Source organism: Streptococcus sp. KHUD_018 (assembly GCF_054861215.1).
This window is the reverse complement of sequence record NZ_CM142176.1, coordinates 326,814-342,132: the sequence shown is the minus strand read 5'-3', so window position 1 is coordinate 342,132 and position 15,319 is coordinate 326,814. Positions and strand designations below refer to the sequence as shown.

General features: G+C 39.7%; 16 protein-coding genes. All 16 read right to left on the bottom strand.

The genetic code is table 11. The features are described 5' to 3' along the window. Positions 1-69: 69 nt before the first annotated feature. The 16 genes from ACVBD2_RS01890 to ACVBD2_RS01815 all read right to left on the bottom strand — a co-directional run bounded on the left by ACVBD2_RS01890 (position 70) and on the right by ACVBD2_RS01815 (position 15,316). On the bottom strand, positions 70-285 hold the full coding sequence (locus ACVBD2_RS01890) for a capsule biosynthesis transcriptional regulator (RefSeq protein ID WP_001130035.1): 216 nt from the start codon (positions 283-285) through the stop codon (positions 70-72). A 100-nt stretch (positions 286-385) separates the two neighbouring features. Continuing rightward, positions 386-1,282 (bottom strand): SPFH domain-containing protein, encoded by an 897-nt coding sequence (locus ACVBD2_RS01885; RefSeq protein WP_061454016.1) that lies wholly within the window; start codon positions 1,280-1,282, stop codon positions 386-388. 76 nt (positions 1,283-1,358) lie between these two features. Next, positions 1,359-2,609, bottom strand: a complete 1,251-nt coding sequence (ilvA, locus tag ACVBD2_RS01880; protein WP_461685959.1) for a threonine ammonia-lyase IlvA — start codon at positions 2,607-2,609, stop codon at positions 1,359-1,361. Between the two features lie 79 nt (positions 2,610-2,688). Continuing rightward, on the bottom strand, positions 2,689-3,711 hold the full coding sequence (gene ilvC, locus ACVBD2_RS01875; RefSeq protein WP_045763621.1) for a ketol-acid reductoisomerase: 1,023 nt from the start codon (positions 3,709-3,711) through the stop codon (positions 2,689-2,691). A gap of 90 nt (positions 3,712-3,801) precedes the next feature. After that, complete coding sequence (gene ilvN / locus ACVBD2_RS01870; protein ID WP_125398613.1) at positions 3,802-4,278, bottom strand: acetolactate synthase small subunit; 477 nt, start codon at positions 4,276-4,278, stop codon at positions 3,802-3,804. Beyond that, positions 4,271-5,971 (bottom strand): acetolactate synthase large subunit, encoded by a 1,701-nt coding sequence (locus ACVBD2_RS01865; protein ID WP_461685958.1) that lies wholly within the window; start codon positions 5,969-5,971, stop codon positions 4,271-4,273. Before ACVBD2_RS01865 ends, ilvN begins: the two co-directional genes overlap by 8 nt. Before the next feature lie 324 nt (positions 5,972-6,295). Further along, positions 6,296-8,377, bottom strand: a complete 2,082-nt coding sequence (gene fusA / locus ACVBD2_RS01860; RefSeq protein ID WP_000090336.1) for an elongation factor G — start codon at positions 8,375-8,377, stop codon at positions 6,296-6,298. A 278-nt stretch (positions 8,378-8,655) separates the two neighbouring features. Next, a complete protein-coding gene (gene rpsG, locus ACVBD2_RS01855; protein WP_000087873.1) occupies positions 8,656-9,126 on the bottom strand; it encodes a 30S ribosomal protein S7 in 471 nt (156 codons plus the stop codon). Positions 9,127-9,145: 19 nt separating this feature from the next. Continuing rightward, positions 9,146-9,559, bottom strand: coding sequence for a 30S ribosomal protein S12 (rpsL, locus tag ACVBD2_RS01850; RefSeq protein ID WP_001142332.1), 414 nt, complete (start codon positions 9,557-9,559; stop codon positions 9,146-9,148). Positions 9,560-10,080: 521 nt separating this feature from the next. Further along, complete coding sequence (locus tag ACVBD2_RS01845) at positions 10,081-11,418, bottom strand: ISLre2 family transposase (RefSeq protein ID WP_061407245.1); 1,338 nt, start codon at positions 11,416-11,418, stop codon at positions 10,081-10,083. Positions 11,419-11,527: 109 nt separating this feature from the next. Then, positions 11,528-11,857: a hypothetical protein gene (locus ACVBD2_RS01840; protein WP_461685957.1), complete on the bottom strand. Its 330-nt coding sequence runs from the start codon at positions 11,855-11,857 to the stop codon at positions 11,528-11,530. Between the two features lie 35 nt (positions 11,858-11,892). Further along, positions 11,893-12,165, bottom strand: a complete 273-nt coding sequence (locus ACVBD2_RS01835; protein WP_262081481.1) for a hypothetical protein — start codon at positions 12,163-12,165, stop codon at positions 11,893-11,895. Next, positions 12,162-12,980, bottom strand: coding sequence for a ParA family protein (locus tag ACVBD2_RS01830; protein ID WP_461685956.1), 819 nt, complete (start codon positions 12,978-12,980; stop codon positions 12,162-12,164). Before ACVBD2_RS01830 ends, ACVBD2_RS01835 begins: the two co-directional genes overlap by 4 nt. Positions 12,981-13,103: 123 nt before the next feature. Next, positions 13,104-13,694, bottom strand: a complete 591-nt coding sequence (locus tag ACVBD2_RS01825; RefSeq protein WP_461685955.1) for a hypothetical protein — start codon at positions 13,692-13,694, stop codon at positions 13,104-13,106. A 14-nt stretch (positions 13,695-13,708) separates the two neighbouring features. After that, positions 13,709-15,049 carry a CHAP domain-containing protein gene (locus tag ACVBD2_RS01820; protein ID WP_461685954.1) on the bottom strand — a complete coding sequence of 447 codons (1,341 nt, stop codon included), beginning with the start codon at positions 15,047-15,049 and terminating at the stop codon, positions 13,709-13,711. Positions 15,050-15,064: 15 nt separating this feature from the next. Further along, entirely contained in the window at positions 15,065-15,316 is a 252-nt protein-coding gene (locus ACVBD2_RS01815; protein WP_001107250.1) for a hypothetical protein, read from the bottom strand. Between the last annotated feature and the right edge of the window lie 3 nt (positions 15,317-15,319).

Sequence of the window (15,319 nt, the reverse complement as noted above, 5' to 3'; positions counted from 1 at the left end):
TAGTCTTTTTACTAACTCTTTTCAAAACAAAAGGCAGATCCATTTTAAGAATCTGCCTGTAAGCCTAGTTTAATCTTCAAATTTTTCATGATTCTTGTCATAAAAATCAATCAAACCTAGGGCTGTTTCAAATGAAATATTTTTCACTTTTGCACGACCTTGTGCCAAAGCAATAATTGACATTTCACGTGCATTTGTTTCCTTAGAGATACGGTAACCTGTGATTTTCTTATCACGAACCCAGCCAACAACTGATTCTACTTTTTCAAAGTTTGACTTAGCCATGTTCTTCTCCTATTTTATTCTTTACGATACTGAAATATATCCATTCTTTTAGGATTATCCAAAAAACATCTACTTATTGAAAACAAATAATGAATTGTTATTACTTAGCTTTTAAAGCTGATAATATGCTTGTTCGTATATCTTCAACTCCATCAGGATTTGCTGGTAGGAAGATGGTGTTATTGCCCTTATTGTCGGCGAAATTATTCAAAGTATCCAAATACTGATTTGTTAATAGAATGGACATAATCTGGGCTTCCGTGAGTTCAACATTGGCTCCTTTTAATTCTTGAATAGAATCAGCAAGTCCGTCAACAATAGCCTTACGCTGTTCTGCAATCCCTACACCGTGTAGGCGATCTTTTTCTGCCTCTGCTTCCGCCGCTGTCACGATTTTAATCTTATCTGCTTCTGCAAGTTCTTGCGCAGCGACTCTCTTACGTTGGGCAGCATTGATTTCATTCATTGATTGTTTCACTTCAGCGTCAGGCTCAACCTTCGTAATCAGTGTTTTTACAATGATGTAACCATATGTAGACATTTCTTCTGCTACTTGTTTTTGAACTTCTAATGCAATTTCATCTTTTTTCTCAAATAGTTCATCCAAGGTCAATTTCGGTACGGACGAACGCAAGGCATCCTCAATATAGGATTTGATTTGAGCTTCTGGTCTCATTAGTTTATAGTAAGCATCTGTGACATTGTTCTCATTCACTCGATACTGAGTCGCCACATTCATGGTCACAAATACATTATCTTGTGTTTTTGTTTCCACGACAATCTCACTTTGCAAAAGGCGCAATTGCACTCTGGCCGCAATTCTATCAATTCCAAACGGTGCTCGTACATGAATACCACTATTACTCAACTTTTGGTATTTACCAAAACGCTCGATAATAGCGACAGACTGTTGCCTTACAACATATACAGAGCTGATAATAATCATTGATGCAATCAGCACTAGAAAAAATAGAACAAGTAAAACATGTAAAACCATGGGAATCCCCCCTTTCGTCACCATCATTATAGCATCATTATATTCATTATGCAAATAATATGATAGCAAATTTATTTTAGACTAGCATATTATACAAAGTCTCATTCCCATTCAAATTAATATAAGATGGGTCAAACTTTTCCATCCGATGAATCAGGCCAGCATAATCATGCTTATCAGCAAGAGCAATCCCAATCAATACTGGTCCTGTCCCCTTGCTTGCTCGTTTGATATATTCAAAACGAGTGATGTCATCATTTGGCCCCAAAATGTCATTTACAAACTCTCGAAGAGCTCCTGGACGCTGTGGGAAATTGACTACAAAGTAATGCTTGATTCCATCGTAAATCAAGGCACGTTCTTCCATCTCTGGCATACGGTTAATATCGTTATTCCCCCCAGAAATGATACAACAAATTGTCTTACCTTTAATATAGTCTGATAGAACTTCCAAGGCCGCAATGCTGGCCGCTCCAGCAGGTTCGGCGACAATCCCCTGCTTAGAATAAAGATCAATCAAGGTCTCTGAAATCAAACCCTCATCCACTCCAATCAGCGTTTCAACATTCTTACGGGTCGCTTCATAGGTCAACTGCCCAACTTTCTGCACAGCTATTCCATCAGCAAATTTATCAATTTCTTTGAGTTTAACTGGTCCTCCAGCCTCAAAAGCAGCCTTCATCGAACGGGCACCATTGGCTTCAACACCAATGACTTCGATAGCGGGATTGGTTTCTTTGATATAGGTCGAAACCCCTGCAATCAGTCCGCCACCACCTACCGGCACTAGTACTGTATCAAAATCAATAGACTCTTTACGGGCTTCTTCAAGAATTTCATAGGCTACAGTCCCTTGACCTGCCTGAACATGGACATCATCAAAAGGATCGATAAAGGTTCTATTTTCTGAAACGGTGAATTCTTGAGCCGCCTTAGCCGAAGCGTCAAAAGTATCTCCGACCAATTTGATCGTCACATAGTCACCACCAAAGAAACGAACTTGGCCAATTTTTTGTTGAGGCGTTGTGATTGGCATAAAAATTGTCGCAGGAATCTTCATCTCCTTACAAGTGTAAGCAACTCCTTGAGCGTGATTCCCCGCCGATGCACAGACTACACCACGCTCACGTTCTTCTTTCGTTAATTGAGAAATGGCATAATAGGCTCCACGAATTTTAAAAGAGCGAACTCGTTGCGCATTCTCCTTTTTCAGATAGATCTTAGCTCCATACTTTTCTGATAAATAATGATCATATTCCAGTGGTGTATTCACTACTACACCACTTAAAACTTTGTGGGCTTTCACCACATCTTTTGCACTTAGCATATCTCCTCCTCAAATACTTTACAAGATAAAAAGCGAGTTAGGTACCCCCCAACTCGCCTTCTGTTTTTATTTTCAAAAATTAGTTGTAGATTTTGAAAGCATCGTCATCGTTTTTACCAACGAATGGCATTGCTTTACGTAATTCAGCACCAACTTTTTCAATTTCAAGATTAGCTGCTTGTTCGCGGTAAGCAGTGAGTTTTGGACGACCAGCCTTATAGTCATTTACAAAGTCATTTGCAAATTTACCATTTTGGATATCTGCCAAAACAGCTTTCATGTTTTCTTTAACTTGCTCCGTAATCACGCGTGGACCTGATACATAGTCACCGTATTCAGCAGTGTTTGAAATAGATTGACGCATTTTCTTGAATCCACCTTCATAGATTAAGTCAACGATCAATTTCATTTCATGAAGAACTTCAAAGTAAGCCAATTCTGGGGCATAGCCTGCTTCTGTCAAGACTTCAAAACCTGCTTCGATAAGGGCAGTCAAACCACCACAAAGTACAGCTTGTTCACCAAACAAATCTTCTTCAGTTTCTTCTTTATAAGTTGTTTCAAGCAAACCAACACGAGCTGCACCAACACCTTTACACCAGTCCATAGCGATGTCTTTGGCATTTCCTGTAGCATCTTGGTAAACTGCATAAAGAGCTGGAACACCAAATCCTTCTTCGTAAGTACGACGTACCAAGTGTCCTGGTCCCTTAGGAGCACACATGAAAACATCTACATCCGCAGGCACTTTGATAAATTCAAAGTGGATGTTGAAACCATGAGCAAATCCAACTGCATTTCCAGCTTCCAAGTTTGGAGCGATTTCTGCCTCGTACAATTCTTGTTGGATTTCGTCTGGAGCCAAGATCATGATCACATCAGCCAATTTAGTCGCTTCTGCTACTGTGTATGTGTCAAAACCATCTTCTTTTGCTTTGTCAAAAGACTTACCAGGACGTACACCAATGATGACATCACGACCTGAGTCACGCAAGTTTTGCGCATGCGCATGTCCTTGTGAACCATAACCGATAACGGCGATTTTTTTACCGTCAAGCGCTGCTACTTTAACATCTTTTTCGTATTCCATTTGTACTGCCATAGTTTTTCTCTCTTTTCTATTATTTATTGCCTTTTAGGCTGGTTTAACAAATTTAAACTGGATTTTATAATCACTGAAAATCAAAGAGTATTAGTCGCGGGTAAATCCAGTTGCACCCGTACGAGCAATATTCCTAATTCCATAAGGACGGATTACTCGCAAGAGTGCCTCACTCTTTTCAGCATTCCCAGTCATCTGGATCGTAATCGAACTTGGAGCCACATCTACTACCGTTGCACGGAAAGGTTGGATAATGGCCAATATTTCTGCACGCTTTTCAGCAGGAGCAGATACCTTCACCAAGATAACTTCTCTTTCCAAGTGTGGCTTATCTGTAATATCCCGAATGCGAATCACATCGATCTGACGGTTGAGTTGCTTGATAATTTGCTCCACTTCATCATGTGAAGCTACATCAATAATGATAGTAATCCGTGATACATCAGGATTCTCCGTCGCACCAACTGAGATACTCTCGATATTGACCTGACGACGAGAAAGGACACCTGTAAAGCGATTGAGGACTCCTGAACGATTTTGTAGTTTTGCCGTTAACATTCTACGCATGGAACTTCACCCCCAACATCTCATGATTACTCTTACCAGCTGGTACCATTGGTAAAACCTGTTCCTTACGAGAAATATCCACCTCGATAAACATCGGCACATCCTCCATAATAACCTCTAGATCCTTCTCTATCGTCTCTGGATTATCAAATTTATAGTTTTTGATGCCGTAGGCCTGTGCCATCAGCTGGAAGTCAGGAAGAGTATCAAAGACTGACTCTGAAGTTCTACCCTCATAGAAGGATTCCTGCCACTGACGAACCATTCCTAGTGAGTGGTTATTCAACATCACGACCTTAATGGGCACCTTGTAGATATTTAGGATGGCTAGTTCTTGGTTAGTCATTTGGAAGCCACCATCACCGACAAAAAGAACTACTTCTTTTTCTGGATTGGCAATCTTAGCTCCGATAGCTGCAGGAACTCCAAATCCCATGGTACCCAAACCACCAGATGTGACTAATTGACGTTCATTCTGATATGGGTAATACTGGGCTGTCCACATTTGGTGTTGCCCTACATCTGTGACAACAATGGCATCTCCATTCGTCAACTCACCGATGCGTTCAATGACTGTCTGCGGTTGGACCACACGTTCTTTCTTATCATAAGAACGAACGCGGTTCTTGTCCTTGGTAACTTTGTCAATCCACTTTTCAGTATTGTTATGAACAGTTGGTTCTGCCAGTAGCATCTGCAAGGCTTTCTTAGCATCCCCAACCACTGGAATATCTGCACTGATAATCTTCCCAATCTCAGCTGGGTCTATATCGATATGAGCAACCTTAGCATTTTTAGCAAAGGTCTTAGGATTTCCAGTCAGGCGGTCATCGAAACGGCAACCAATACTAATCATAAAATCTGCTTCGGTCATCGCAATGTTAGCAGCGAAAGAACCGTGCATGCCTCCCATACCAAGGAAGAGTGGATGACTAGTCGCAATCGTGCCTTGCCCCAAAAGACTGGTCACGACTGGAATTTGATAGCGTTCAGCAAATTCATTTAATTCTGCAGCTGCTTCAGCATAACTAATCCCACCACCTGCCAACAAAACAGGTTTCTTAGCCTTAGACAATTGTTTCAAGATTTTCTTGATTTGCATGTCGTTCGGTTCTATCGTCGGTTGATAACTCGGTAAATTTACCTCTGGTGAATAGATGAAGTCTGTCTCTAAGGCAGATACATCCTTAGGCAAGTCAATCACGACTGGACCTGGACGACCTGTGGTCGCGATATGGACAGCTTCGGTGATGATACGAGGAATGTCAGCTGTCTCACGAACTTGGTAATTGTACTTGGTAATGGGCATGGTAATACCGACAATATCCGCTTCCTGAAAGGCATCCTTCCCAATCCCTGCTCGCGCAACCTGACCTGTAAAGACCAAAAGGGGAACGCTATCGCTCATGGCATCTGCAATCCCTGTAATGGCATTTGTTGCTCCTGGTCCACTTGTGACGACTGCGACACCCAACTTTCCAGTTGATTTGGCATAGCCTTCAGCTTCGTGCAAACACCCTTGCTCATGACGACCTAGAATGTGACGAATGCCTTTAAAATTATAAATCGCATCATATAAAGGTAAGACAGCCCCACCAGGATAACCAAATATAGTATCAATCCCTAAATCACGGAGGGTTTCCAAAACTAGGTCCGATCCCGTCTTAGGAGCGTCTAAACTGATTTTCTCCATTGTTCCCCTTTCTCTTCTCTTAAAAAATAGCTTGTTACTATCATACCATTTTTTCAAAAATTTTCAAGACAAAAGTATTAATTTTCTGAATTTTCTATCTAAGGGTGTATTTATGAATTCTTTTCTAATTTTTATTAACTATTTAAACAAAATCGGATTCTTTATTAACTTTCATTTATTAACTTTCTCTATTTTCTTAGTAAATAGACTTTCTAAAATCCTTACTAGATTTCTTTCATTTTGTAGATATAGACATACAAGATGCTTGAGATAGGCATAGAAAAAGGAAGCCACCAAGTGACTTCCTTCTAGAGCGAGGACTGATTAGTCTTCACCTTTGTTTTTCTTAATGATTTCTTCTTGTACTGACTTAGGTACATCTTCGTAGTGGTCAAATACCATCATGAAGGTACCACGTCCTTGTGATGCTGAACGAAGAACTGTTGCATAGCCGAACATTTCAGCAAGTGGAACGTAAGCACGAACGATTTGGCTGTTACCATGTGCTTCCATACCATCTACACGTCCACGACGAGCAGTTACGTGACCCATAACATCACCAAGGTTTTCTTCTGGAACAGTGATGGTTACAAGCATCATTGGTTCAAGGATAGCTGGTTGTGCTGATTTAGCAGCTTCTTTAAGGGCAAGTGAAGCCGCGATCTTGAAGGCAGTTTCAGATGAGTCGACATCGTGGTATGAACCATCGTAAAGCTTAGCTTTAACGTCAACCATTGGGTAACCTGCAAGAACACCGTTAGCCATAGATTCTACCAAACCTTTTTCAACCGCTGGGATAAATTCACGAGGAACCACACCACCGACGATTGCGTTTTCGAATTCGAATCCTTTACCTTCTTCGTTTGGACTAAACTCAATCCATACATCACCGAATTGACCTTTACCACCAGACTGACGTTTGAAGAATCCACGTGCTTGAGTAGAAGCGCGGAATGTTTCACGGTAAGATACTTGAGGAGCACCTACGTTCGCTTCAACTTTGAACTCACGACGCATACGGTCAACAAGGACGTCAAGGTGAAGTTCACCCATACCAGAGATAACTGTTTCACCAGTTTCAACGTTTGTTTCAACGCGGAATGTTGGATCTTCTTCAGCCAATTTTTGAAGGGCGATACCCATCTTATCTTGGTCAGCTTTAGATTTTGGCTCAACCATCAATTGGATAACTGGTTCTGGAACGTGGATTGACTCAAGGATGATTTTAGCTTTTTCATCTGTCAATGAATCACCAGTTGTAGTATCTTTCAAACCAATAGCAGCTGCAATATCACCAGCATAAACGGTTTCGATTTCTTGACGACTATTGGCATGCAATTGCACAAGACGTCCGATACGTTCACGTTTACCTTTAGAAGTGTTCATTACGTAAGAACCTGATTGAAGAACACCTGAGTATACACGGAAGAATGTCAAACGACCTACAAATGGGTCTGTTGCAATCTTGAAGGCAAGAGCTGCGAATGGCTCTTCGTCAGATGCTGGACGAGTTTCTTCTTCGTCTGTATCTGGGTTGATACCTTTGATCGCTGGGATATCAAGTGGGCTTGGAAGGTAGTCGATAACCGCATCAAGCATCAATTGAACACCCTTGTTCTTGAAGGCTGAACCACACAATACTGGGAAGAATTCAACGTTGATAGTCGCTTTACGGATAGCAGCTTTCAATTCTTCGTTAGTGATTTCTTCACCTTCAAGGTATTTCATCATCAAGTCTTCGTCAGTTTCAGCGACTGCTTCAACCAATTTTTCACGGTATTCTTGAGCTTGGTCAAGGTATTCAGCTGGAATATCTTCTTCAAGGATATCTGTACCAAGGTCATTAGTATAGATTTCAGCTTTCATCTTGATCAAGTCGATGATACCGCGGAAGTCATCTTCAGCACCGATTGGCAATTGGATTGGGTGTGCGTTTGCTTGAAGACGGTCGTGAAGTGTGCTTACTGAGTAAAGGAAGTCAGCACCGATTTTGTCCATTTTGTTGGCAAATACGATACGTGGAACTCCGTACTCAGTTGCTTGACGCCAAACTGTTTCAGTTTGAGGCTCAACACCTGATTGTGAGTCAAGAACAGTAACCGCACCGTCCAATACACGAAGAGAACGTTGTACTTCGATTGTGAAGTCCACGTGTCCTGGTGTGTCGATGATGTTTACGCGGTGGTTGTTCCATTGAGCTGTTGTCGCAGCAGATGTGATTGTGATACCACGTTCTTGCTCTTGCTCCATCCAGTCCATTTGTGACGCACCTTCGTGAGTTTCACCGATTTTGTGGATTTTACCAGTGTAGTAAAGAATACGCTCAGTAGTTGTTGTTTTACCGGCATCGACGTGAGCCATGATACCGATATTACGAGTTTTTTCAAGTGAAAATTCGCGTGCCATGAGGTTTGTTTCTCCTATTTATTTTTAATTTCTATTCTATTATAACACGATTTTAATAAAAACGGATAGGCAGGACCTACCCGTTCTCAATGTTTTCATGTTATTGTTGGTTTCAACTTGTAGACAAGTTGAATTGAACTCGGGCTAAAAGCTTAAGTTAGCTGATTTGAACTCAAGCTAAAGGTCTGGAGAAAAAGATGAATCTCATTGGTTGCAATCGCAACCTACTTCGATTCCCTATTTTCTCTGGGACTTTCTTAACGCTTTCGTATCCTATCTTACCAACGGAAGTGTGCGAAGGCACGGTTAGCTTCAGCCATACGGTGAGTGTCTTCACGTTTCTTAACAGCTGCACCAGTGTTGTTAGCAGCGTCCAAGATTTCTTTTGCAAGACGGTCTTGCATTGTGTGTTCACCACGAAGGCGAGCGATGGTTACCAACCAACGAAGTCCAAGTGTTGTACGGCGTTCTGGACGAACTTCAACTGGGACTTGGTAGTTAGATCCACCAACACGACGTGCACGTACTTCAAGTACAGGCATGATGTTTTCCATAGCTGTTTCAAATACTTCAAGTGCATCGTTGCCAGTAGCTTCTTTGATTTGCTCAAAAGCACCGTAAACGATTGAAGCAGCTGTACCACGTTTACCATCAAGCATAACGCGGTTGATAAGACGAGTAACTAGTTGTGAATTGTAAAGCGGATCTGGCAATACGTCACGTTTTGGAGCTCTATTTTTACGACTCATTTCTCTTTATCCCCTTTCCTTATGCTTTTGGACGTTTAGTACCGTATTTAGAACGGCCTTGTTTACGATCGTTAACACCTGCAGTATCAAGTGCACCACGGACGATATGGTAACGTACCCCTGGAAGGTCTTTTACACGTCCACCACGAAGAAGCACCACGCTGTGCTCTTGCAAGTTGTGTCCGATACCTGGGATGTAGGCAGTAACTTCGATAAGGTTGCTCAAACGTACACGAGCGAATTTACGAAGGGCTGAGTTAGGTTTTTTAGGTGTCATTGTTCCAACACGAGTTGCAACACCACGTTTTTGTGGTGAAGAAACGTTTGTTTGAACTTTTTTATGACTGTTGTAACCAACATTCAAAGCTGGTGATTTAGATTTTTCTACTTTTGATTTACGCGGTTTGCGAACCAATTGGTTAATTGTAGGCATCTACATTCTCCTGTGTTTTTTTATTTTTGGTGATGATACACTTGGTGACAGCTACCATCTGTGTGTACTTTTGCAACATTTGTCAGCACGTCCCTGTACACTTTTGAGAGACCAAAAGTAAAAAGTACCGTCTATTATTGTAACACAATTTTTCTTTCCTTGTCAATATTTTTTTTGTTTTTGTATGCGGTAGAATTTTTTAGAACGCCTAAATTCATACATTTTTTAGGAGAACATCACCGAGTTTTAAAAAAAGACTGAACAAATTTCTTGCTCAGTCTTGACATTGATACACTTATCAGGTATCATTAATTAAAGACTGAGTAAGAAGGACGAGTTCTTACTCGGTAAGGCGAGAAGTGTTAGCGCACTTTTCGTCTTTTTTTATTCGATTAATTTAAGTAAATTATAACACATTTTTACATACCGTGCAAGCATTTTATGTTTGATTGTAGCACAAAAAGACCTTTTTTTACAAAGGTTATTGTTATATAACTTTTTATATACTTTGTTATGTACTTCTATTGTTTTCGGAAGTAAGATAATCTTTTACTATCAGGGTAACATTGATATCTAGATGTATTTTCTTTTTCCGTTTTACTCATTCTTTTTTTAATGGTATAAGCAGAAACTTCCTCTAAAGAAATAAATTTTTCATAATCTTCTCTCCAGTTGCCAAAGAATAGTTCCCTCAAGGAATCCTCATAATTCAAAACAATTATCCGACTCATCGTTTCAGCTCCAGCAAGAGTCCAATACATTCCTCTTTTTTTCATTCTATAAGTGACCTTACGATGCTGACTCTCCATTATCCCGATTCCTGCATGACTGAATCCTCTCTGTTCGGCTGGTTTGGTATATTGGAAATTTCTCAATATTTTACTCTTGAACTTCTCAAACAACTCTTGTTCTTCTTCTGTATCGATATAACTTTCGGTCGTATCTAGGACAGTTCTCATTAACTGCTTATCATGTTGCTTAATCGCCTGGAAAGCTCTCTCTAATAGATCCTCAGAGTAAAATTTTAGATAATTCTTCAACTCCTTATTTACATGATACTCATCCCAGAAATGTTCGTGGCGTTTAATTCGCAAAACCTTCGCAATCTCTTTGAAAACATAGGGTGTATATCCATGACCTCCATCAGAGTTCGTAATCAATAAAGTCTGATTCGTAATTTCGTAATTATTGAACAAATAATCGATCACCTGCTCCCTCACTAAGCGGTTGTCAAGGCCAATAAATTCTTTTTTATCCTGGAGTTCAAATCGATTGCTGCCAACTTTCTGGCTTCCCGTATGGACTACAAAATGGGATAAATCATAATGTTTATTATCCTTCTGTGTGTCACGTGCTTTGACCATCACACCGTCACCCTCAATATAAATAACCTGGGCTTTTCTTTTGCTAACTTCTTTATTCTCTTCATAATATCGATAGCCTTCTCTTTCCTCCAATAACTTCTCACAGATTTTTACAGCTTTTACTACAATTGGCTTTGTGATAGAGATGTGATAAGTCAATTGGATCACCTGAGTTACTTTATCATATGGCATCAAAGTAGATAATTTGGCCACCTGATACATAAATTCCCAGGAGAAGCGGACGTTCTTCTGAAGCCCTAACTTTTCATCTACTGGAATGACCCAATGATCTCCCTTTTTCCAACGTCTTCTTCTGAAAGTAAACTCACCAAATGTAAAAGCGACGGTTCGCTCCATTGAATGAATACAGGTATAGCCCTTTGCTTTCATGACTGGAATCATCTCCTCATCATACCTAGAAACAAAGTTATAAAATTCTTTTGCATTTTGAAACAGCAATTGATTTTTTAGTTCTCTCTCGTCAAAGAAAGCCATTCAGAATCCTCCCTTATTAAAATTACGCTTATTTTAATAAATTTTGACCTGAATGTTCAAACAATCCTTTGTTCTGACAAAAAAAGAGCCTATCTTTTCAGATAAACTCTTACTTGTCATACCAGGGTTTCTCTTTCTTACTAAAATAGGATTTGCTCATTTCAATAGTAGCTATCCCCATAGGAATCAAAATAATACTCCATAAAACCGTCACAATTCCATCTGCAATAAAGGAAAAACCACCTGTAAAGTGAAGTCCCAAATACAGTAATAATACAACTGGAAGGAAAGCTGGAGCGAATTTCAAAACGGCCAACCCTAAAACAATTATAAACACCGTACTAAGTCCAAATGTTTTATAGAACACATAGATTGCTATAGCTCCGATAAAAATAAAGAACAGCTGAACAAGTCTTTTAATATCAATGAAAATCATCATAGATTCCTCCTACTTCATCCCTTTCTTATGGAACGCTATTTTTTCTTTCGCTCCATCCTTTCCCATTCTCTTATAATCAGATTCTCGAGATAAGATGAAGCTGATTTTTCACCATGATACTCTACTAAAGCATCTAACATATCGTATCGAACATTATGATGTAAAGAGAATGGATATCTTTGCTTTTTATTATAACTCTCAGGAGACTTTCTAGCCTCCTGATTTTGCTTCCTAGACGAAGGAGTCTTTTCTCTCTTTGGTGTACTTTGGAATGTTTGTTTTACTTGTGCGAATCGATTCTCTGTCATGCTACCTCTCCTTCTAACACACTCAAAATATTTTCATATACGTAGTTTATATTATCATAAAACTTCTGATGTGTCTCTTGTTGGTTAGCTGTCATCTCTTCATGCTGCTCAAAGACACTCTGACTGATCACAAGACTCTTGGCCATGAGCTCTTTCTCCTGGATAGATCCTAAGTAAGCCTGATCTTCTTCAACAACTTCTAAAAATTGTTTACAGGTGTCTGTTACATGGTTTCCAACGTACTTAATCTTATTTCCAATAAGATAAGGTTCTGCTTTAACATAGCTTTTCTTAGTAATAACTTCGATAGCTTCGCTCTTAATGAAGTCTACAAAATTTTTCAAAGATAACCAGGCACGAAAACCATTAAGAGAGGCATCAGAAACAGCCAAGACAATATCTGATACAGCTATAAAATTTGCTGTAACTAAACTCTCATCATTGTGCGTATCAATCAGAATGACATCAAATTGTGCTTCTAACTCTTCGTAATGTTCGCTAAACCACATAAACAACTGGAGATACTTGTTGTTTCGACTAGCAAGATCTAACTGCTCATCTGTCAAACGCTCATCACCACAAATCAAACTGAGATTTTCTGATATTGGAACAATCTCATACTCTCCAGTCGTAAATATATCATAGACGGTTTTCTCACATTTTACATCAAATGTTCTTGTCAAATTACATTCCCAAGCTCCATCAATGAGTAGTGTTCTAAGCCCCTTAACACGTGCCAACCAATCCCCTTCATTAAAGGTATCTGTAGTCTTACCACCGCCACCTTTTCCTAAGTTTGTAGTCTGAATCTTCATGATTCCCTCCTTGGATAATTGTATATTTTGTTATATAACTTTTTATATACTTAATTATATCTAAAACAACTTTATTTGTCAATATAAAAGCACAAAAAGTTATATAACTTTTTGTGCAACTTGTTATCCGTATGTACCACCTATATTCCCACCAACATAGGCTTTTAGCTGGATTTGTTGAACCGTAGTATTGAAATTTCCAACGAAATAGCTGTTCTCTTCTCCATTTTTAGTTAGAACAACTAAAAATTGAATCACGTCATCTGATTCAGTTGGCATCACTTCCAATTGTTTAGGTTGAAAATCATACTGATTCGTCAGAAGAGCCATCGCAAAAGTTTGAACCATCGCATTCTGTGTCATAGATAAATGATTTTCGATTGTTCCCTTGACATTTGGCAGAAACTTCGTCTTTTTTATATCTGCTACTGTTTCTTCAAAGGCTTTTAACACTTCTTTTTTGTCTTCTGAGCTTGCCTCTGCATAGGGGCGTTCTAGTTTTAACTTAGCTGTCCGATAATTCTTCTCGTCTGCTGTTTCCTCTCTGGAAGACGGTTCGTTTTGAGCGGTTCCTGAAGAACTCACCTGAGCCGTTTCTTCTATTTTAGTTTGTTGAGATGGCCTGAAACTCGATACAATCCCTATTCCTGCCAAAATCAATAGAATACCTACTACAATCGATACAACCATATTCTCCTTTATCCAATCAATCATCTTATATCCTCCTTTTAATTTGAACTTAATTTAGCTTCTCTGTCATCTGGATAAGCAAAAGAGATTACCTGTTCTTGTTGTTGTGATTTAGTCCAAATACGATAATTCCATGTATATGGAGTTTTGAACTGATCCCAACCACTCAGAGGTGTATTTTGTTCTACAAATAATATAGAGCCATTCTCGAAAACATGACATACAATTCCAGTATGACCATATCCTCCGCCTCCTACCTGTGAAGAAAAAATAGCGCCTCTTTTAGGTGTAGTCTTAACCGAATTTCCAAATATTGCAGCCCATGCCGCCGCTTGATCTTTCCCATCTCCCTGTACTGGGCCAGAATGACCCCATAAGTGATTTCCCATGCTAATTGTAAGATTCACACATTGTCCAGCATACTCGTCACTTCCAGGATTATACCATCCTGTAGACTTGGCATAATCCATGCCTAAGCTCTTAGGATCAATAATGAATGGTTTCAAGCTATCTGGTAAGTCTTCTGGTTTATACCCCCACGCAGTCGCATCTGAAGGGACAGTTCCCGTTCCATCGGTACTGCTACCTGACTCACCACATCCACTTCTTTCAGCTGAAGAAGACACAGCACTATCTGAAGGACTGACATCTTGTGTACTGGATCCTTCATAAGGTTTCTCACCATGAGCAGCAATAGCTTCCTTATCAAGCCACTGATACTTCGTACCTAGTTTTTGGTACATATCAGTTAGTTTATTCTTATAAGTGCCATCTGTGGCCCATCCACCATCTGCTATAGCAGATAGGCTAGCAATACCATTTGTATTGTTTATAGCCCCTTTATAGAGTGTCTGGTGAGCCATAAACTCAGCTTTCCCTACGATCCCTGCATCGTAGCTAGAGAACCAAGTATAAGCTCCTCCTGTACCGTCTCCGACATTCGCTCCAGGCTTTGTCCCACTTAAATCAACACTATCTTCACCATACGTCGCAAGAGTAACTGGAAAATTACTTTTACTAGAGGTTTTAACACCTCCCATATTGTGAGCTTTCCAGAAGGAAGTACCATTAGGATTCGTAAAATTGAACCCATTCTCTATCATCGTTTGAGTGATAGAAGCTGAAGGTAGGAAACCTCCTGCCTTCCAAGACAGGATATAGGCTTCCTTGTGCTTTTTTACAAAGTCATCAATGGAACCATCAGCTGAAGAAACTGTGGAGTCGCCAGTTGAAGATGTTGTTTCTACAGCACCACAATCATTTCTTCCATTATTGGTTACAGCTCCCATTATCCCAACTAACATGGTTATCCCAACATTGACAATTAATAGAAGAGCTACAAGAGGGATGAGAATCTTCAGTTTAAATATTTTTTTCATGGATACCTCGCTTATCTACCACAATCCTAATATTGTTCGCAAAATTCCATAAAAAACTAAAAATACAATAAACCCTATACCTATTTTCTTGAGACCGTTCAAAAACTCCTTATCTCGTTCCTTTTGCGCTTCTAGGCGCTTTGGATCAGATTCTCCCTCTGAAGCGAAATAATCTCTTTCTTGTTTCATGCGATATTTACGAATCAACACATATTGATCAAATCTCTGCTTAGTCCTTGCAATCATTCCTAGTTTATTTTTGGCCATCCT